Source organism: Leisingera sp. JC11 (assembly GCF_040704725.1).
GTDB lineage: Bacteria > Pseudomonadota > Alphaproteobacteria > Rhodobacterales > Rhodobacteraceae > Leisingera.
Genome location: NZ_JBFCVS010000006.1, coordinates 140,073 through 157,809, shown reverse-complemented (window position 1 = coordinate 157,809; position 17,737 = coordinate 140,073). Strand labels below are relative to the sequence as shown.

16 protein-coding genes are annotated in these 17,737 nt (G+C 64.6%); 12 read left to right on the top strand and 4 right to left on the bottom strand.

Annotation, left to right across the window (positions count from 1 at the left end):
• The first annotated feature begins 186 nt into the window (after positions 1–186).
• The 4 genes from AB1A62_RS08835 (at position 187) to AB1A62_RS08820 (ending at position 6,040) form a co-directional block, all read left to right on the top strand.
• Positions 187–2,100 carry an extracellular solute-binding protein gene (locus AB1A62_RS08835; protein ID WP_366661139.1) on the top strand — a complete coding sequence of 638 codons (1,914 nt, stop codon included), beginning with the start codon at positions 187–189 and terminating at the stop codon, positions 2,098–2,100.
• A 9-nt stretch (positions 2,101–2,109) separates the two neighbouring features.
• Positions 2,110–3,195, top strand: coding sequence for a microcin C ABC transporter permease YejB (locus AB1A62_RS08830; protein ID WP_366661138.1), 1,086 nt, complete (start codon positions 2,110–2,112; stop codon positions 3,193–3,195).
• 3 nt (positions 3,196–3,198) lie between these two features.
• Positions 3,199–4,305, top strand: coding sequence for an ABC transporter permease (locus AB1A62_RS08825; RefSeq protein WP_366661137.1), 1,107 nt, complete (start codon positions 3,199–3,201; stop codon positions 4,303–4,305).
• A gap of 142 nt (positions 4,306–4,447) precedes the next feature.
• Positions 4,448–6,040, top strand: coding sequence for an ABC transporter ATP-binding protein (locus tag AB1A62_RS08820; protein ID WP_366661136.1), 1,593 nt, complete (start codon positions 4,448–4,450; stop codon positions 6,038–6,040).
• Positions 6,041–6,315: 275 nt separating this feature from the next.
• Here AB1A62_RS08820 and hemN read toward each other — a convergent pair whose 3' ends face one another.
• The gene (hemN, locus tag AB1A62_RS08815) at positions 6,316–7,671 is read right to left on the bottom strand and encodes an oxygen-independent coproporphyrinogen III oxidase (RefSeq protein ID WP_366661135.1); all 1,356 of its coding nucleotides are present in this window, start codon (positions 7,669–7,671) and stop codon (positions 6,316–6,318) included.
• A gap of 62 nt (positions 7,672–7,733) precedes the next feature.
• On the opposite strand from hemN, the gene fnrL reads away from it, so the two are divergent.
• Positions 7,734–8,474, top strand: coding sequence for a transcriptional regulator FnrL (gene fnrL / locus AB1A62_RS08810; RefSeq protein WP_366661134.1), 741 nt, complete (start codon positions 7,734–7,736; stop codon positions 8,472–8,474).
• A 22-nt stretch (positions 8,475–8,496) separates the two neighbouring features.
• Here the strand turns inward: fnrL and AB1A62_RS08805 are convergent, their stop codons facing one another.
• Entirely contained in the window at positions 8,497–9,369 is an 873-nt protein-coding gene (locus AB1A62_RS08805) for a LysR family transcriptional regulator (protein ID WP_366661133.1), read from the bottom strand.
• 117 nt (positions 9,370–9,486) lie between these two features.
• On the opposite strand from AB1A62_RS08805, the gene AB1A62_RS08800 reads away from it, so the two are divergent.
• Positions 9,487–10,806, top strand: coding sequence for a beta-eliminating lyase-related protein (locus AB1A62_RS08800; protein ID WP_366661132.1), 1,320 nt, complete (start codon positions 9,487–9,489; stop codon positions 10,804–10,806).
• Positions 10,807–10,914: 108 nt separating this feature from the next.
• Positions 10,915–11,172: a GlsB/YeaQ/YmgE family stress response membrane protein gene (locus AB1A62_RS08795; RefSeq protein WP_174149604.1), complete on the top strand. Its 258-nt coding sequence runs from the start codon at positions 10,915–10,917 to the stop codon at positions 11,170–11,172.
• A 70-nt stretch (positions 11,173–11,242) separates the two neighbouring features.
• Here AB1A62_RS08795 and AB1A62_RS08790 read toward each other — a convergent pair whose 3' ends face one another.
• Positions 11,243–12,082 (bottom strand): universal stress protein, encoded by an 840-nt coding sequence (locus tag AB1A62_RS08790; RefSeq protein ID WP_366661131.1) that lies wholly within the window; start codon positions 12,080–12,082, stop codon positions 11,243–11,245.
• 205 nt (positions 12,083–12,287) lie between these two features.
• Between AB1A62_RS08790 and ccoN the strand changes: the two genes are divergently transcribed.
• Genes ccoN through ccoP form a run of 4 tightly spaced genes read left to right on the top strand, consistent with a single transcriptional unit; the run spans position 12,288 to position 15,725 of the window.
• Positions 12,288–13,898 carry a cytochrome-c oxidase, cbb3-type subunit I gene (gene ccoN, locus AB1A62_RS08785; RefSeq protein WP_366661130.1) on the top strand — a complete coding sequence of 537 codons (1,611 nt, stop codon included), beginning with the start codon at positions 12,288–12,290 and terminating at the stop codon, positions 13,896–13,898.
• Positions 13,899–13,912: 14 nt separating this feature from the next.
• Positions 13,913–14,641 carry a cytochrome-c oxidase, cbb3-type subunit II gene (gene ccoO, locus AB1A62_RS08780; RefSeq protein WP_366661129.1) on the top strand — a complete coding sequence of 243 codons (729 nt, stop codon included), beginning with the start codon at positions 13,913–13,915 and terminating at the stop codon, positions 14,639–14,641.
• An 11-nt stretch (positions 14,642–14,652) separates the two neighbouring features.
• On the top strand, positions 14,653–14,859 hold the full coding sequence (locus tag AB1A62_RS08775; protein WP_019298205.1) for a CcoQ/FixQ family Cbb3-type cytochrome c oxidase assembly chaperone: 207 nt from the start codon (positions 14,653–14,655) through the stop codon (positions 14,857–14,859).
• Positions 14,856–15,725: a cytochrome-c oxidase, cbb3-type subunit III gene (gene ccoP, locus AB1A62_RS08770; protein ID WP_366661128.1), complete on the top strand. Its 870-nt coding sequence runs from the start codon at positions 14,856–14,858 to the stop codon at positions 15,723–15,725. Before AB1A62_RS08775 ends, ccoP begins: the two co-directional genes overlap by 4 nt.
• A gap of 78 nt (positions 15,726–15,803) precedes the next feature.
• Here the strand turns inward: ccoP and AB1A62_RS08765 are convergent, their stop codons facing one another.
• Positions 15,804–16,367: a porin family protein gene (locus tag AB1A62_RS08765; protein ID WP_366661127.1), complete on the bottom strand. Its 564-nt coding sequence runs from the start codon at positions 16,365–16,367 to the stop codon at positions 15,804–15,806.
• 386 nt (positions 16,368–16,753) lie between these two features.
• On the opposite strand from AB1A62_RS08765, the gene AB1A62_RS08760 reads away from it, so the two are divergent.
• Positions 16,754–17,737 (top strand): calcium/sodium antiporter, encoded by a 984-nt coding sequence (locus AB1A62_RS08760; protein ID WP_366661126.1) that lies wholly within the window; start codon positions 16,754–16,756, stop codon positions 17,735–17,737.

Here is a 17,737-nt window from a genome sequence, read left to right as displayed (position 1 = left end):
GATGTGAGGCTGGCAGGCAATTTTATTGCGGGCAAGCACGGTTGCACGCAGGCCTTTGTTTCGGCTGCTTTTTGCCCAGATCGGGCGCCTGATCACCCAATCTCAACTTGAATGTTACCGCCCCCGGACATTAGCTTGGGGCCGGATAACCCGGGCCAAAGTTCCGGGCATAGGAGGTCATGGCAGATGAACACCGCCAAAGCTGCGGCGCGCGTGCGCGCAAAGGACAGAGTGAACCCGCTGCAGGCCGCCGCCGCGCTGGCCCTGGGGCTGATCCTGGCGCTGGCAGCCGCGACACTGGCCAAGGCGGAAGAGACCATCATCAAGGCGCATGGCTTTGCCGAGTTCGGGGAGCTGAAATACCCGCAAGGCTTCGCCCATTTCGACTATGTGAACCCGGAGGCCCCGAAAGGCGGCGAGTTGTCGATCTCTGCCGTTGGCACCTTCGACAGCATGAACCCCTACACCCGCAAGGGCAGGGCCGGGACGCTGTCCTCCAGCCACTACGAAAGCCTTCTGGTGGAATCCTATGACGAGCCCGGATCCTACTACGGTCTGGTTGCCGAAAGCCTGGAATACCCCGAAAGCCAGGACTGGGTGATATTCAACCTGCGTCCCGAAGCAAAGTTCTCCGACGGAACGCCGGTCACCGCCGACGATGTGGTGTTTTCCCACAACATCCTGCTGGACCAGGGCCTGAAATCCTATGCCGAGGCGGTGCGCAAGCGCATTCCCAAGGCTGAGGCGCTGGGGCCGCACCGGGTCAAATTCCACTTCTCCCCGGATTTCCCGCGCCGGGCGATGATCACCCAGGTCGGAGGCACGCCGGTGTTCTCCAAGGCCTGGTTCGAGGCCGACCCTGAAAACCGCCGCATCGACCAGCCGCGGCTGGATCCGGGCGTCGGTTCCGGTCCCTATGTTCTGGAAAGCGCCGATGTGAACCAGCGCATCGTCTACCGCCGCAACCCGGACTATTGGGGCAAGAACCTGAACGTGAACGTCGGCCGCCACAACTATGACCGCATTCGGGTCGAGTATTTCGGCGATGATGTCGCCGCGATGGAGGGCTTCAAGGCCGGCGTGTATACCCTGCGCCCGGAGAACAACTCCAAGAACTGGGCCACCAACTATGAATTTGCCGCTGTCGAGAAGGGCCATGTGATCAAGGGCGAAATTCCCGATGGCAATGTGCCGCCCGCCAGCGGCTTTGTGATGAACCTGCTGAAACCCAAGTTCCAGGACATCCGCGTGCGCGAGGCGATGCAGCTGGCGTTTAATTTCGAATGGACCAACGAAAGCCTGCAATACGGGCTGTTCCGCCACCGCTCCTCCTTCTGGCAGGATTCGCCGCTCGCGGCACAGGGCCTGCCCGAGGGCCGCGAGAAAGAGATGCTGGAAGCGCTGGGCGATCAAATCGATCCGTCGATCCTGACCTCCGAGCCGGTGATGGCGCATGCCTCCAAGGCGTCGCGCCCCGGCGACCGTAAAAACCTGCGCAGGGCGATGAAGCTGTTGGATGAGGCTGGCTGGACCGTCGGCGATGACGGCATGCGCCGCAACGCGCAAGGCGAGCCGCTGAAGGTCGAGTTCCTGGCTGACAGCCCGACCATCGAACGCATCGTGCAGCCCTATGTCGCCAACCTGCGCACCATGGGGGTGGATGCGGTGCTGAACCGGGTCGATTACGCCCAGTACACCAGCCGCCGCCGCGAGAAGGAGTTCGACATGATCTCCTCCGCCTTCCCGATGTCGCTGGAACCGTCGACCGGCCTGTACCAGTACTTCGGGTCCGAGGCGCATGAATACTCGGTGTTCAACCCGGCAGGGCTGGCCGATCCGGCGGTCGATGCGCTGATTGACAATATCGTCAAAGCCAAGACGCAGGAGGAGCTGCGCGCCAATGCCCGCGCGCTGGACCGGGTACTGCGGGCCAAGCGCTTTGTGGTGCCAACCTGGTATCTGGACGTGAACTGGATTGCCTACTGGGACATGTACCGCCAGCCGGAAAACCTGCCGCCTTATGACACTGGCCTGCTGGACCTGTGGTGGATCGATGCAGAGCGCGAGGCCGCGCTCAAATCCGCCGGCGCGCTGCGGTAAGGGACGGACATGGCAGCCTATATCCTCCGGCGCCTGCTGTTGGTGATCCCGACCCTGTTCGGCATCCTGCTGGTGAACTTCGCCCTGGTGCAGTTTGTGCCCGGCGGCCCCGTGGAACAGATCATCGCCCAGCTTGAGGGCGGCGGCGACGTGTTCGAGGGCTTTGCCGGCGGCGGCGGCGATACCGGCACCGAGGCGATCAGCGCCAATGAAAACTACGCCGGCCGCCAGGGCCTGCCGCCGGAGCTGATCAAGGAACTGGAACAGCAGTTCGGCCTCGACAAGCCGCCGCTGGAACGCTTCCTGACCATGCTGGGCAATTACGCCCGCTTTGACTTCGGCGAGAGTTATTTCCGCAAGATCGACGTCACCGATCTGGTGCTGGAGAAGATGCCGGTGTCGATCTCGCTGGGCCTGTGGTCGACGCTGATTGCCTATCTGATCTCAATCCCGATGGGCATCCGCAAGGCGATGCGGGACGGCTCGCCTTTTGACACCTGGACCAGCGGCGTGATCATCGCCGCCTATGCGATCCCGGGGTTCCTGTTTGCCATCATGCTGCTGGTGCTGTTTGCCGGCGGCTCCTACTGGCAGATCTTCCCGCTGCGCGGCCTCACGTCGGACAATTGGGAGAGCCTCAGCCTGTTCGGCAAAATCGTGGATTATTTCTGGCACATCGCGCTGCCGGTCACCGCCTCCACCATCGCGGCCTTTGCGACGCTCACCTTGCTCACCAAAAACTCCTTCCTGGATGAGATCAAGAAGCAATACGTGATGACCGCCCGCGCCAAGGGCCTCAGCGAGAACCGGGTGCTGTACGGCCACGTGTTCCGCAATGCGATGCTGATCGTCATTGCAGGCTTCCCGGCGGTGTTCATCGGTGTGTTCTTTGCAGGCTCCCTGATCATCGAGACGATCTTCTCGCTCGACGGCCTCGGCCGCCTCGGGTTCGAGGCCGCGGTGGCGCGCGATTACCCGGTGATGTTCGGCACCATGTATATCTTCGGCCTGATGGGGCTGGTGGTCGGCATCGTCTCCGACCTGATGTATGTGGTGGTCGATCCGCGCATCGACTTTGAAAAGCGGGAGGGCTGATCCATGGCGCTCTCCCCCCTGAACCAGCGCCGCTGGCGCAACTTCTGCCGCAACCGCCGCGCTTACTGGTCGCTGTGGATCTTTGCGGTGCTGTTCGGACTGTCGCTGTTTGCCGAGTTCATCGCCAACGACAAGCCGATCCTCGTGAGCTACCGCGGCGAGATTTATGCGCCGGTGTTCAAGTTCTACCCGGAGACCCGCTTTGGCGGCGACTTCCAGACAGAGGCCGTCTACAGCGACCCGGAGGTCGAATGCCTGATCCGCTCCGGCGGCATCGAGGACTGCTTTGACGAGCCGGAAACCATCCTGGAGGAGATCGCCGCAGGCACCTATGCAGCGGAGGATTTCCACGAAGGCTGGACCCTCTGGCCGCCGATCCCCTACAGCTTCAACACCACCGTGGACCGCCCCGGCGCGGCACCGCTGCCGCCCGGCGGGCTGAACCTTCTGGGCACCGACGACACCAAGCGCGACGTGCTGGCGCGGGTGATCTACGGCTTCCGCCTGTCGATCCTGTTCACCCTGATGGTGACCGGGGCCGCCAGCCTCTTGGGCATTCTGGCAGGCGCGGTGCAGGGCTATTTCGGCGGCCTGACGGACCTGGTGTTCCAACGGGTGATCGAAGTCTGGGGCTCCGTGAACTCGCTCTATGTCATCATCATCATGTTTGCGATCCTCGGGCGCAGCTTCTGGCTCCTGGTGTTTCTGATGGTTCTCTTCGGCTGGACCGCGCTGGTCGGCGTGGTGCGGGCCGAGTTCCTGCGTGCCCGCAACCTGGAATATGTCCGCGCCGCCAAGGCGCTGGGGGTCGGCAACGTGACCATCATGTTCCGCCACATGCTGCCCAATGCGATGGTGGCGACGCTCACGATGCTGCCCTTCATCATCACCGGCACCATCGGCTTGCTGGCGGGCTTGGATTTCCTCGGCTTCGGCCTGCCGTCCTCGGCGCCGTCTTTGGGAGAGCTGACGCTGCAGGCCAAGCAGAACCTGGAGGCGCCCTGGCTCGCCTTCACCGCCTTCTTCACCTTTGCCATCATGCTGTCGCTCCTGATCTTCATCTTCGAGGGCGTGCGCGATGCCTTCGACCCGCGGAAGACGTTTTCATGAATGTGCGGAACACCAGGATTGCCCCCGGCCCGAGGGTGGGGGCAAATCGCCCCCGCCCTGGGGGGCGAGTCGGGGGCGATCCGGGCTGCTGCGCACCCCGATTAGTTCTTAAAGGCTGGGCTTCAAACTTTCGGACGTTCCCATGACCAATACCTCTTCCCCTCTCCTGAACGTCCAGAACCTCCGCGTCTCCTTCCGCCAGGACGGCAAAGTGACCGAAGCGGTGCGCGGCGTCTCCTTCTCCGTCGGCCGCGGCGAGACCGTGGCGCTGGTGGGCGAGTCGGGCTCCGGCAAATCGGTCTCGGCGCTGTCCACCGTCTCACTGCTGGGCGACAGCGCCACCGTGACAGGCTCAGTCACCTATGACGGTACCGAAATGGTCGGCGCCGATGAGCGCCACCTGATGCAGGTGCGCGGCAATGACATCAGCTTCATCTTCCAGGAGCCGATGACCTCGCTCAATCCGCTGCACACCATCGAGCGCCAGCTGGAGGAATCGCTTGCGCTGCACCAGGGGCTGGCGGGCAAGGCGGCCCGGGAACGCATTCTGGAGCTTCTGAACAAGGTCGGCATCCGCGACGCCGAAAACCGGCTGACATCCTACCCGCATCAGCTGTCGGGCGGCCAGCGGCAGCGGGTGATGATCGCCATGGCATTGGCCAACAAACCGGACATCCTGATCGCCGATGAGCCGACGACTGCGCTGGACGTGACCATCCAGGCGCAGATCCTCGACCTTCTGGCCGAACTCAAGGAAAGCGAAGGCATGGGGCTGTTGTTCATCACCCATGACCTCGGCATCGTGCGCCGTATCGCCGACCGGGTCTGCGTGATGAAAAGCGGCGAGATCGTCGAGGAGGGCCCGGCGGCGGAGATTTTCGCCAATCCGCAGCACCCCTATACCCAGAAACTGCTGGCGGCAGAGCCCTCCGGCCAGCCGCAGCCGGTGCCGGCGGATGCGCAGGAACTGGTGGCGGCCAGGGACCTCAAGGTCTGGTTCCCGATCCAGCGCGGCTTTTTGAAACGCACCGTCGGATATGTGAAGGCGGTGAACCCGATGTCGGTCTCGGTGCGCGCAGGCGAAACCCTGGGCATCGTCGGCGAGTCGGGCTCCGGCAAGACCACACTGGCGCTTGCCATCATGCGTCTGATCGCGTCGGAGGGCGCGGTGACCTTCCAGGGCCAGGACCTGCGCAAATGGTCCACCCGCGACCTGCGCGCCCTGCGCAAGGACATGCAGATCGTGTTCCAGGACCCGTTCGGCTCGCTCAGCCCGCGGATGACCTGCGCCCAGATCATCGCGGAGGGGCTGGCGATCCATAAGGTGGATCAGCACCGCGACACCCGCGAGCTGGTGGCGGAGGTGATGCAGGAGGTGGGCCTCGACCCAGGCGCCATGGACCGCTACCCGCATGAGTTCTCCGGCGGCCAGCGCCAGCGCATCGCCATCGCCCGCGCCATGGTGCTGCGCCCGAAGCTGGTGGTGCTGGACGAGCCGACCTCGGCGCTGGACATGACGGTGCAGGTGCAGATTGTCGAGCTGCTGCGTGACCTGCAGACGCGTTACGGGCTCGCCTATCTGTTCATCTCCCACGACCTCAACGTTGTGCGGGCGATGTCGCACAAGGTGGTGGTGATGAACCAGGGCGACGTGGTTGAGACCGGCGCGGCGGAGGAGCTGTTTGCCAACCCGCGGGCCGACTACACCCGCAGGCTGCTGGCCGCCGCCGGTTGACCCACCCCTGAATTAATCCTCTGGCAGGCTTTGCAGCATCTATGCGTTCGCACCTGACGCAACGCCCATAAGTTGCGGCAGCCAGGTTGACCGAATGTTTCGCGCGCGAAACATTCAGGCAGCAGTGCTGACCTAATGGGTGTCACACGGAAAACAGCGGCCTCCTCCCGCGCCCGCAGGTGCACCGGCTGCGCGGGAACACCTCGCCCAACGGGAGCACTGCGCCTGTGGCGCAGATGCGACGGGCGGGAGATCTTCGTGAACCGGAGATGGACTCAGATGGCGGTGCTGTGGCCTGCGGTGCTGAGGTCATAGGCGTCAAAGCTGCGGGCGATCATCCGGGTCAGCGGACGCGCCTCGTCTCGGATCTGCAGCCCCTTGGCGGATACTTTCAGCATGCCGGGGAAGGCGGCGTCTGCCTCTGCAAACATTTGGTCAAGATCCGCCTCGGCCACCGCAAAGCGCGACAGGATCTCCTCGCGGCAGATGCGGAAATCGCACATCAGCGCCTCGATCAGCCGCGCCCGCAGCAGGTCCTCGCCCGCAAAAGCATGGCCGCGGGCGGTGGCGAACTGCCCGCCGCGGATGGCGCGGACATAGGCCGAGGTGGCGGGCGCGTTCTGCGCATAGCCCTGCGGGAAGCGCGAGATCGCCGAGGCGCCGATGCCGATCAGCACCTCTGCCGGATCGTCGGTGTAGCCCTGGAAATTGCGCCGCAGCCGCCCGGTCTGCTGCGCCACCGCCAGCCCGTCGTGGGGCCGCGCAAAATGGTCGATGCCGATCTCCCGGTAGCCGTCCCACAGGAACAGCTGGCGGGCGGTCTCAAACAGCTCCAGCCGCGATTCGGGGGTGGGCAGCGCATCGGAGCGGATCATGCTTTGACGCCCGGCCATCCACGGCACATGCGCATAGCCGTAGACCGCCACCCGGTCCGGTGTCAGCGACAGCAGTTTTTGCACGCTTTCGGTCATGATGGCGGGGGTCTGATGCGGCAGGCCAAAAAGGATATCGGCATTGAGGCTGGTGATGCCGTGGTTGCGCAGCTGTTCGATCGCGGCGCGGGTGGCCTCGAAGCTCTGGATGCGGCCGATCGCCTGCTGGATGGTGCTGTCGAAATCCTGCACCCCGACAGAGGCGCGGTTCATCCCAGCCTCGGCCAGCGCATCCAGCCGCCGGTCCCCGATCTCGTTCGGGTCGATCTCCACCGAAAACTCCGCCCGCGGCGCCAGCGGAATCGCTTCGGTAACGGCGCCGGCCAGATCGCGGATCAGCTCCGCGCTGAGGAGCGTCGGCGTGCCGCCGCCCCAATGCAGCCGCGACAGGGTGATATCTGCGGGCAGCTGCGCCTTCAGCAGCGCAATTTCGGCCTTCAGAACCTGAACATACGCCTCTACCGGGGCGTCGGAATGGGTGCCCTGCGTGCGGCAGGCGCAGAACCAGCACAACCTGCGGCAGAACGGCACATGCACATACAGCGAGATGCTGCTGCCGGGGGCAATCCTGGATACCCAACTGGAAAACTGCGCGGAATCAGTATTCTTGCCGAAGTGCGGCGCGGTGGGATAGCTAGTATAGCGCGGCACTTTGGCGTCAAACAATCCCAGTTCGGCCAATTGAGCTTTCTGTTCCATTCAATTACCGTTATGGGAAAGCGCGAACCAGAGCCTTGACCCAGATCAATCCGGACCAACGAATGAACGCTCCAGTACTTTCCCATTCCAGATGCGGTGACTGCCCGATCCGCCACCGGGCCGTCTGCGCGCGCTGCAACGCGGATGAGCTGGAGGAGCTGGACGCGATCAAGTACTACCGCACCTACGAGGCGGGCCAGCCGATCATCTGGTCCGGCGACGTGATGAACTTCGTGGGCTCCGTGGTCTCCGGCATCGCCTCCCTCACCCAGACGATGGAGGACGGGCGCACCCAGATGGTGGGCCTGCTGCTGCCCAGCGATTTTGTCGGCCGTCCGGGCCGCGAAGGCGCGGCCTATGATGTGGCGGCGACCACAGATGTGGTGATGTGCTGCTTCCGCAAGAAGCCGTTCGAGGAGCTGATGGAGCGCACCCCGCATATCGCGCACCGTCTGCTGGAAATGACTCTGGACGAACTCGACGCGGCGCGGGAGTGGATGCTGGTGCTGGGCCGCAAGACCGCCCGCGAGAAGATCGCCAGCCTCCTGGCCATTATCGCGCGCCGTGATGCCACGCTGACGCCCGGCGGGGCCACCAACCGGATGGTGTTCGACCTGCCGCTGACGCGGGAGGCAATGGCCGACTACCTGGGGCTGACGCTGGAAACCGTCAGCCGCCAGATTTCCGCGCTCAAGCGGGACGGCGTCATCGAGCTGGAAGGCAAGCGGCATGTGACCGTGCCTGACATGCGCCGCTTGATGGAAGAGGCCGGCGACGACAGCGACGGCGGCTTCCTGGGCTGAACCCGCCTTTTCCCGGTAATTTCTAACGGTTGTCGGCCAGCCAACGCGCCACCCGCGCTGCCGGGCTGCGCGGGCCGGAGGCGCGCAGGCTCCACAGCCGCAAGTCCCGCGGCAGGCTGGCCTTCACTGCAAACGGCGCCATCAGCCTGCCGCTGTCCACAAGCGGGGCCACCAGCGCCTGATGGCCGATCAGCACCCCTGCGCCATTGATGGCCTCCTCCACTGCCAGGGAATAGAGCGAGTATTCCGGCCCCCGCAGATGCAGGGTCTCGCCGGGGCAGGCGGCCTGCAGCCATGCCTCCCAATCCTGCGCCCAGACCGCGTCTGACAGGCAGGGCACGTTTTCCAGGTCGGCGGGACCGTTCAACTGCTGGGCCAGCGCGGGGGCGCAGACCGGGAAGATCACGTCCTGCTCGATAATCTCGCCCTGATCGCCGCCGTAGAACAGGCATAGGTCATAGGGCGTGCGCTTGAGGTTCGGCGGCTCTTCGGTTGCAGTGACCGAGACCACCATTTCCGGCATTGCGGCGCGCAGGGCGGGCAGGCGCGGCGACAGCCAGAACTGGGCGATGGCGGGCAGGGTAGCGATGTGGACAGTGCTGGGCTGCGCCTCCTCGCGCAGGTGGCGGGTGGCGGCGTTAAGCTGATCGAAGGCGGCGGTGAACTCCGGCAGCACCCGTGCGCCAAGGGCAGTCAGCGTCACCTGCTTCGGGCGGCGATGGAAAAGCTGCGCCTGCAGCGCGTCCTCCAGCGATTTGATCTGGGCCGAGACCGCGCCGGGGGTCACCCCCAGCTCCTGCGCGGCGGCAGAGAAGCCGCCCAGCCGCGCAGCGGCCTCAAAGGCGCGCAGGGCGGTCAGCGGCAGCGATTGGGCAGGGGGCGGGGAAACAGCCATGACGTAGCCTCAATTTTTCTAGCCCTAGTTTTCTGGAAAACTGGTTTGCGGGCAAGGGGGCATCGGCGCTTTGATGGGGGCAGAGAGAAACCCGCCACTTCGCGAAGGAGACAGATCATGACAGAGCTAGCCCGCCGCACCTGGGTGCCCGCCGCCTGCGAAGACTACGTGCAGACCGTGGCCGCCAAAACCGCCGCTGCCACCAGTGCGGAGACCGCCGCGCGGCTGACCGCGCTGGCGGATCTCAATACACAGATCCACGACCGTGATTGCTTCAACCTGAACCCGGCCACCAATGTGATGAACCCGGCGGCTGAGGCGCTGTTGACAACGGGCTTAGGCAGCCGGCCGTCGCTGGGCTATCCTGGCGACAAATACGAGATGGGGCTGGAGGCCATAGAGGAGATCGAGGTGATCGCTGCCGAGATCGCGGCCAAAGTCTTCAACGCGCGGTACGCGGAGATCCGGGTGGGCTCGGGTGCGCTGGCCAATCTCTATGGTTTCATGGCGCTGACCAAGCCCGGCGATGCCATCATCGCGCCGCCTGCCGCGGTGGGCGGGCATGTCACCCATCACGCGGGCGGCTGTGCCGGGCTGTATGGGCTTCAGACCCATCCGGCGCCGGTGGATGCGGATGGCTATACCGTCGATCTGGACGCGCTGCACGATCTGGCGCGCGAGGTGCGGCCCAAGCTGATCACCATCGGCGGCAGCCTCAACCTGTTCCCGCATCCGGTGGCTGAGGTGCGCGCGATTGCCGATGAGGTGGGCGCCAAGGTGCTGTTCGACGCCGCCCACCAGTGCGGCATGATTGCGGGCGGCCATTGGGCCAACCCGCTGGAGCAGGGCGCGCATATGATGACGATGAGCACCTACAAGAGCTTGGGCGGCCCTGCTGGCGGGCTGATCGTCACCAACGATGCGGAAATCGCCGAGCGGCTGGATGCCATCGCCTTTCCCGGTATGACCGCGAACTTTGATGCGGCCAAATCGGCGGCACTGGCGATGAGCCTCTTGGACTGGGTGGAGCATGGTGCGGGCTATGCCAAGGCGATGGCGGACCTGTCGCTGGCTCTGGCGCAGGAACTGGCAGGGCAGCGGCTGCCGGTCTTTGGCGCCGCGCGCGGGATCACGCAGTCGCACCAGTTTGCGCTGGAAGCGGCGGAGTTCGGCGGCGGCCAGGCGGCGTCGAAGCATCTGCGCAAGGCGGGCTTCCTGGCCTGCGGCATCGGCCTGCCGGTTGCGGAGGTGCCGGGGGACATGAACGGGCTGCGTCTCGGCACGCCTGAGCTGGTGCGCCGCGGTGTCACCCCGGAGCATGCGCCCAAGCTCGCGGAGCTGATTGCCCGTGCCCTGCGGGCGGAGGACCCGGCGGCCATGGCGGCAGAGGTTGCCGCGTTCCGCGCTGCTTTCCAGGGCATGCACTACGTCTGCTGAGTCCGCACGACGGCCGGGAGGGGCTCAGGCTGCGGACCCTGACGGCAGCGGGTGACCCGGCGCCGCGGTTATGCTCTACTATTGCGGTAACACCACATGGAGGCGGCAATGCAGTTTGGAAGTCTGATCGGGATGCTGATCATCGGGGCGCTGGCGGGCTGGCTGTCGGGCAAGATCATGCAGGGGCGCGGCTTTGGCATCCTCGGCAATATCATCGTCGGCGTGGTCGGCGCCTTCCTGGCCGGCACCATTTTTCCCGCGCTGGGGTTTGCCGCGGGCGGCGGTTTTTTCTGGACGCTGATCCACGCCACCCTGGGCGCGGTGATCCTCCTGTTCCTGATCGGGCTGATCCGCAAGGCGGGGTAAGGCCCGGATTCCAGGCATGAAAAAAGGCGCCCCGCGGGGCGCCTTTCCGGTTGAAAAATACTGTCTGACCTTAGTGTGCCATCAGCACCGGCACCGCAGCCTGTTCCAGCATGTTGCGGGTGGCGCCGCCCAGGATTGCCTCGCGGAAGCGGGAATGGCCGTAGGCGCCCATCACGATCATGTCCGCGGCGGTGTCGGAAGCGTGGCGGTTCAGAACGTCCGAAACCCGGGTCAGCGTCTTGCTGAGAACATCGATCTCGCATTTCACCCCGTGGCGGGCCAGCATCTGCGCCAGCATGCCGCCCGGATCGGAGCGTTCGGGGCCGTGCTGCGGCGGATCGATCACCGCGATGCGGACCAGATCGGCGCCTTTCAGGAACGGCATCGCCCGGCGGATCGCGGTCATGGCCTCGATGCTTTCGTTCCAGGCCACCAGAACCGTTTCGGGCTGCTTCAGCGGCGCGGATTTGTCCGGCACCACCAGCACCGGCGCGCGGCCTTCGAACAGCGCCGCTTCGACGATCGGCTCTGCCTCGGCGCGCTTCCCCGCGCCATAGGGCTGGCCCAGCACCACCAGGTCGGAAAACCGCGCCTGGCGCGCCACATGGCGGCCGATGTCGGCGATCTGGGCAACACCGCTGTCGGTGCCGTAAGCGACGCCGGCCTGCTTCAGGGCCTCTTCGGCCTGGGCCTGGACCTCTTCGGCCTCCTCCTGGGCGCGGGCCAGGGTTTCCTGCAGCACCATCGCATTGGCGCCGGCATAGTAGTATCCTGTCTGGGTGCGGTCGACACCGAGGCAGAGCGCATCGGCATGGGCGCCGAATTCCTCAGCCAGGGCCGCAATTTGCGCCAAAGGCGCCGCTGCGGTGTCCGCAGCTGTGAGAACGGTAAGCAAGGACTTGTAGGACATTGACACCTCTCGGCGGAAAGTGCACCGCAGGCCCGGATGGCGCTGGTGCACGGAGTTTCACTGCACGGGAACAAGTGTCACATGTTGCCCGGATTTGTCTTGATGCAGATCAAGGCAGCAGAAAGGCGCGTTTTGCATGAAGGGCGCGGTCTAATAACGTTCCCGTATCCGCAGGATTCGCGGGGGCATGGCAAAGGGACGCAAGATGTCTAATTATATCAAGCTGATAGCGCTTGGTCTGGTCACGCTGTTTGCGATGATCGGCACCAATTACGCGCGGGATCTGGCTTACCAGGTGCACGCGATCATTGTGATGATCGTGGCCGGCGGCCTGTTCCTCTACACTTTGCGCAGAACCGACGAGCCGAAAGTGGCGGCCGCCGGTCTGGAAAACGAGTATTTCGACAGCGTGATCCGCGCTGGCACGATTGCAACCGCCTTCTGGGGCGTGGTCGGGTTCCTGGCGGGGACCTTCATCGCGTTTCAGCTGGCGTTTCCGGCGCTGAACTTCGAATGGGCCGACGGCCTGGCCAACTTTGGCCGCCTGCGCCCGCTGCACACGTCTGCGGTGATCTTTGCCTTTGGCGGCAACGCGCTGATCGCAACCTCCTTCTATGTGGTGCAGAGGACCTCCGCCGCGCGCCTCTGGGGCGGCAACCTGGCGTGGTTCGTGTTCTGGGGCTACCAGCTGTTCATCGTGCTGGCGGCGACCGGCTATCTGCTGGGCGGCACCCAGTCCAAGGAATATGCGGAACCCGAGTGGTACGTCGACCTGTGGCTGACCATCGTCTGGGTCGCCTATCTGGCGGTGTTCCTGGGCACCATCATCAAGCGCAAGGAGCCGCATATCTATGTGGCGAACTGGTTCTACCTGTCCTTTATCGTCACCGTGGCGATGCTGCACCTGATCAACAACATGACCATCCCGGTCTCGATCTGGGGCTCCAAGTCGGTGATCGTGTGGCCGGGCGTGCAGGATGCGATGATCCAGTGGTGGTACGGCCACAACGCCGTGGGCTTCTTCCTGACCGCGGGCTTCCTGGGCATGATGTATTACTTCATCCCCAAGCAGGCCGAGCGTCCCGTCTTCTCGTACAAGCTGTCGATCATCCACTTCTGGGCGCTGATCTTCCTGTACATCTGGGCCGGTCCGCACCACCTGCACTACACCGCGCTGCCTGACTGGGCCTCGACCCTGGGTATGGTGATGTCGGTGATCCTGTGGATGCCCTCCTGGGGTGGCATGATCAACGGCCTGATGACCCTGTCGGGCGCCTGGGACAAGCTGCGCACCGACCCGGTGATCCGAATGATGGTGATCTCGCTGGGCTTCTACGGCATGTCCACCTTCGAAGGCCCGATGATGTCGATCCGCGCGGTGAACTCGCTGTCGCACTACACCGACTGGACCATTGGCCACGTGCACTCCGGCGCGCTGGGCTGGAACGGCATGATCACCTTCGGTGCCCTCTACTACCTGGTGCCGGCGCTGTGGAAGCGCGAGAGCCTTTACAGCCTCCGTCTGGTCTCCTGGCACTTCTGGCTGGCCACCCTCGGCATCATTCTCTACGCCGCTTCGATGTGGGTGACCGGTATCATGGAAGGCCTGATGTGGCGTGAAGTGGACGCCAACGGCTTCCTGGTGAACTCCTTTGCCGACACCGTGGCAGCGAAGTTCCCGATGTATGTGGTGCGCGGTCTGGGCGGGGTAATGTTCCTCGCGGGGTCCATCATCATGTGCTACAACCTGTGGATGACGGTCCGTAAGGCGCCGGCCAAAGAGGCCAGCCTGACGGTCCCGGTTCCGGCTGAATAAGGAGCCAGGAAGCAATGTCTATTCTCGACAAACATAAGATCCTCGAGACCAACGCGACCCTGCTGCTGATCTTCAGCTTCCTGGTCGTGACCATCGGCGGCCTGGTGCAGATCGCACCGCTGTTTTACCTGGAAAACACCATCGAGAAGGTGGAGGGCATGCGTCCCTACACCCCGCTCGAGATGGCGGGCCGCGAGGTCTATATCCGGGAAGGCTGCTATGTCTGCCACAGCCAGATGATCCGTCCGATGCGCGACGAGGTCGAGCGTTACGGCCACTACTCGCTGGCGGCGGAGTCGATGTACGACCGCCCGTTCCAGTGGGGCTCCAAGCGGACCGGGCCGGATCTGGCCCGCGTCGGCGGCCGCTACTCGGACGAGTGGCACGCAGACCACCTGCGCGACCCGCAGTCGGTGGTGCCGGAATCGGTGATGCCGAAATACGGCTTCCTCGAGGAGAAGAAGATCGACGGCAAGTACATCGGCGACATCATGGCCACCAACGCGCTCTTGGGCACGCCCTACAGCGACGAGATGATCGACGCCGCGCAGGCTGACTTCCGCGCCCAGGCCGACCCGGACAGCGACTATGACGGGCTGCTGGAGCGTTATGGCGAGGACATCAACGTGCGCAACTTCGATGGCAAGCCGGGGGTCTCCGAGGCCGACGCGCTGATCGCCTATCTGCAGATGCTGGGCACGCTGGTCGACTTCTCGACCTTCACCCCGGACGCGAGCCGCTGAGGGAGGATGGTATGGAACTCTACACACTCCTCAGGCAGTTCGCCGATAGCTGGATGCTGCTGTTCCTGTTCACCTTCTTCATTGGTGTGATTGTCTGGGCGTTCCGCCCGGGCAGCACCAAGGCCTACAAGGACACCGCAAACATCCCGTTCCGGCATGACGACGCACCTGCGCCCAGCCAGGACCAACCCGCCGCGACTAAGGAGGCGAGGGCATGAGCAAGAAATCGCAGAAATTCGAAGGCGATCCGAATACCACCGGCCATGAATGGGACGGGATCGAGGAATTCGACAATCCGATGCCGCGCTGGTGGCTGTGGACTTTCTACGCCACCATCATCTGGGGCGTGATTTACACCATCGCCTATCCGGCCTGGCCGCTGATCAACGGCGCCACTGCCGGGGTGCTGGGCTGGTCGACCCGCGGCGACGTGGCGGCCGAGATCACCGCGGTGGAAGAAGCCAACGCGCCGATCAACGCCAAGCTGGAGGCAGCTGAGCTGACCGCCATCGCGGAAGACCCGGAACTGGGCTCCTACGCCGTGTCCGCCGGGTCTGCCGTGTTCAAGACCTGGTGCGCCCAGTGCCACGGCTCCGGTGCGGCCGGCGCCAAAGGCTATCCGAACCTGCTGGACGACGACTGGCTCTGGGGCGGCTCGATGGAGGACATCCACGCCACCATCACCCACGGCATCCGCAACGAGGACAGCGACGAAGCGCGCTATTCCGAGATGCCTGCCTTCGGCCGCGACGAACTGCTGGAGAAGGAAGAAATCTCCCAGGTGGTTAACTACGTGATGTCGCTGTCGGGCGAGGCGCAGGATGCTGCACAGGTTGAGGCCGGTTCGGTTGTCTTTGCCGACAACTGCGCCTCCTGCCACGCAGAGGACGGCACCGGCGACCGTTCGCAGGGCGCTCCCAACCTGGCGGATGCGATCTGGCTCTATGGCGGCGACTACGACACGCTGACCGAGACCGTGAGCAACTCGCGCTACGGCGTGATGCCGGCCTGGAACACCCGCCTGACCGAGGCGCAGATCCGCGCGGTGTCCTCCTACGTCCACCAGCTGGGCGGCGGCGAGTAAGCACCCCGTACTCCTGAAACAGCAAAGGGGCCGCAGACTGCGGCCCCTTTTCTTTTTGCACTGGCCCGGACCCGCGGTTCAGAACCTGAACATGGCCCGGATGTGCAGGGTGCCGAAATCGACATCATTGCCGTCGGTGCCGAAGTCGTCGAATTTGTGGTACTGGTATTCGCCGCCGATCACCCACTGGTCGTTGATCTGGTGGTCGTATCCGAAGCCGATGACATAGCCGGGATCGTCGAAGTCAATGCTGGTCACGCCCGAAAGCCCGTCGAAGTTTGTGTAGGCAAAGCCGAGGGAGCCGTAGAGCAGCGCATTGCCCAGATCGTAGCCGGCGCGGAGTTTCAGCCGTGCGATCCCGTCAAAATCGCCGGTCGCCCCGCCGGAATCAACAGACAGGTCGGAAAAGTCGTATTGCAGTTCCGGGCCGACCGCCCAATCCCCCAGTTCCCACAAGTAGCCGATGGTAAAGCCGCCCACTGCGCCGTCCGTGTCGAGGTCGGTGAGCGTGCCGAGGTCGAAATCCCCGGATCCGTATCCGATCTGGCCGCCGACGTAGCCGCCCTCCCAGTCGCCTGCAAAGGCAGAGGTTGCGGTGGCGGCGGAAAAGAGGAGCAGGGCGGGGAAACATTTGCTTTTCATAACAGACATACCTTCTAACTGATGGAGCCGGGACACCGGCTGCCGCACTTGTGAAACAAGATAACTCAGCTTCCGCAGAGGAAAGGCCTGCGGGAGCCTGGCGCCGCCCATCCGCCCGCGGCAGGCGGTCTTTTGCCATTATACAGCCGTGATGCGCCGGTTTTCGCTTAGCATGCCTGCCGGCGAGCGGGGATGGCAGCGCGGCGGCTTGTCCCTGCATAGCCGAATTTTTCTCTCCTGGCCACTTGAAGCCGCAGGGCCTGCGATCTCATCTTCCTTGCGGACGCGCCAGATGCTGCCCGCGGCGGGTTGCGGCCGGCGGGGCAGAGGGGCGGCGTCTGCTGGCGTTCCGGGCAGGCCGGGCGCCGATTTGAGAAAGGTCTCAGGTGTTTGATATTTGGCTGCCGCTTCTGGGCGGGTTTTTACTGCTGATCCTTGGCGGTGAATTTCTGGTGCGCGGCGCGGTGCGCGTTGCCGAGCAGTTCGGGATCTCGCCGCTGGTGATCGGACTGACCCTGGTGGGGTTCGGTACCTCGGCGCCCGAGCTGGTGACTTCGGTCCGCGCGGCGCTGGCCGGGGCTCCGGGGATTGCCTATGGCAATATCACCGGCTCGAACATCGCCAATATCCTGCTGATCGCCGGCCTTTCGGCGCTGATCGCGCCGATTGCAGTGCAGTCGGCAGCGCTGCGGCGGGACGGCGGCGTCATGCTGGCGGCCACGGCGGTCTTTGCACTGCTGGCGGCAACGGTGCCGGTGACGCGGCTGGCAGGCCTGAGCTTTGTCCTGGCACTGGCGGCCTATGTCTGGCTTGCCATCCGCCAGGAGCGGACAGCGGCGGCAGACCACGGCGCGCTGTACGACAAGGCCGCCGCGCTGAAGGGCGTGGACCCGGGAGTAACGCCTGAAAGCACGGCCAGGCGGCCGCTGTGGCGCCCGCTGGCCACTGCCCTGGGAGGGCTGGTACTGGTGATCGGCGGCGGCGGCCTGCTGGTGGACGGGGCGGTTGAGCTTGCGCGGATGATGCAGGTGTCCGAAACCGTGATCGGCCTCACCATCGTAGCCTTGGGCACCTCGGCGCCGGAGCTTGCGACCTCTGTCGCGGCAGCGCTGCGGCGCCAGGGCGAGATGGCCTTTGGCAATATCATCGGTTCCAACATCTACAACCTCTTGGGCATCGGCGGCGCCACCGCGCTGATCGCCCCGTCAGACGTGCCAGAGCGGATTGCCGGCTTCGACAACCCGGTGATGCTGCTGGTGACGCTGGCTTTCCTGGCGCTGGCCTGGACCGGGCTGAGGGTGTCCCGGCGCGAGGGCGCGGTGCTGCTGGCAGGTTACGGTGCCTATGTCTGGTGGCTGTGGCCGGCCTGA

Coding starts and splice junctions, on each gene's coding strand:
- AB1A62_RS08835 (WP_366661139.1), top strand. CDS start 187: ATGAACACCGCCAAAGCTGCGGCGCGCGTGCGCGCAAAGGACAGAGTG.
- ccoN (WP_366661130.1), top strand. CDS start 12,288: ATGTCTAATTATATCAAGCTGATAGCGCTTGGTCTGGTCACGCTGTTT.
- hemN (WP_366661135.1), bottom strand. CDS start 7,671: ATGGAACAGAAAGCTCAATTGGCCGAACTGGGATTGTTTGACGCCAAA.
- fnrL (WP_366661134.1), top strand. CDS start 7,734: ATGAACGCTCCAGTACTTTCCCATTCCAGATGCGGTGACTGCCCGATC.
- AB1A62_RS08820 (WP_366661136.1), top strand. CDS start 4,448: ATGACCAATACCTCTTCCCCTCTCCTGAACGTCCAGAACCTCCGCGTC.
- AB1A62_RS08765 (WP_366661127.1), bottom strand. CDS start 16,367: ATGAAAAGCAAATGTTTCCCCGCCCTGCTCCTCTTTTCCGCCGCCACC.
- AB1A62_RS08795 (WP_174149604.1), top strand. CDS start 10,915: ATGCAGTTTGGAAGTCTGATCGGGATGCTGATCATCGGGGCGCTGGCG.
- AB1A62_RS08775 (WP_019298205.1), top strand. CDS start 14,653: ATGGAACTCTACACACTCCTCAGGCAGTTCGCCGATAGCTGGATGCTG.
- ccoP (WP_366661128.1), top strand. CDS start 14,856: ATGAGCAAGAAATCGCAGAAATTCGAAGGCGATCCGAATACCACCGGC.
- AB1A62_RS08800 (WP_366661132.1), top strand. CDS start 9,487: ATGACAGAGCTAGCCCGCCGCACCTGGGTGCCCGCCGCCTGCGAAGAC.
- ccoO (WP_366661129.1), top strand. CDS start 13,913: ATGTCTATTCTCGACAAACATAAGATCCTCGAGACCAACGCGACCCTG.
- AB1A62_RS08830 (WP_366661138.1), top strand. CDS start 2,110: ATGGCAGCCTATATCCTCCGGCGCCTGCTGTTGGTGATCCCGACCCTG.
- AB1A62_RS08805 (WP_366661133.1), bottom strand. CDS start 9,369: ATGGCTGTTTCCCCGCCCCCTGCCCAATCGCTGCCGCTGACCGCCCTG.
- AB1A62_RS08825 (WP_366661137.1), top strand. CDS start 3,199: ATGGCGCTCTCCCCCCTGAACCAGCGCCGCTGGCGCAACTTCTGCCGC.
- AB1A62_RS08790 (WP_366661131.1), bottom strand. CDS start 12,082: ATGTCCTACAAGTCCTTGCTTACCGTTCTCACAGCTGCGGACACCGCA.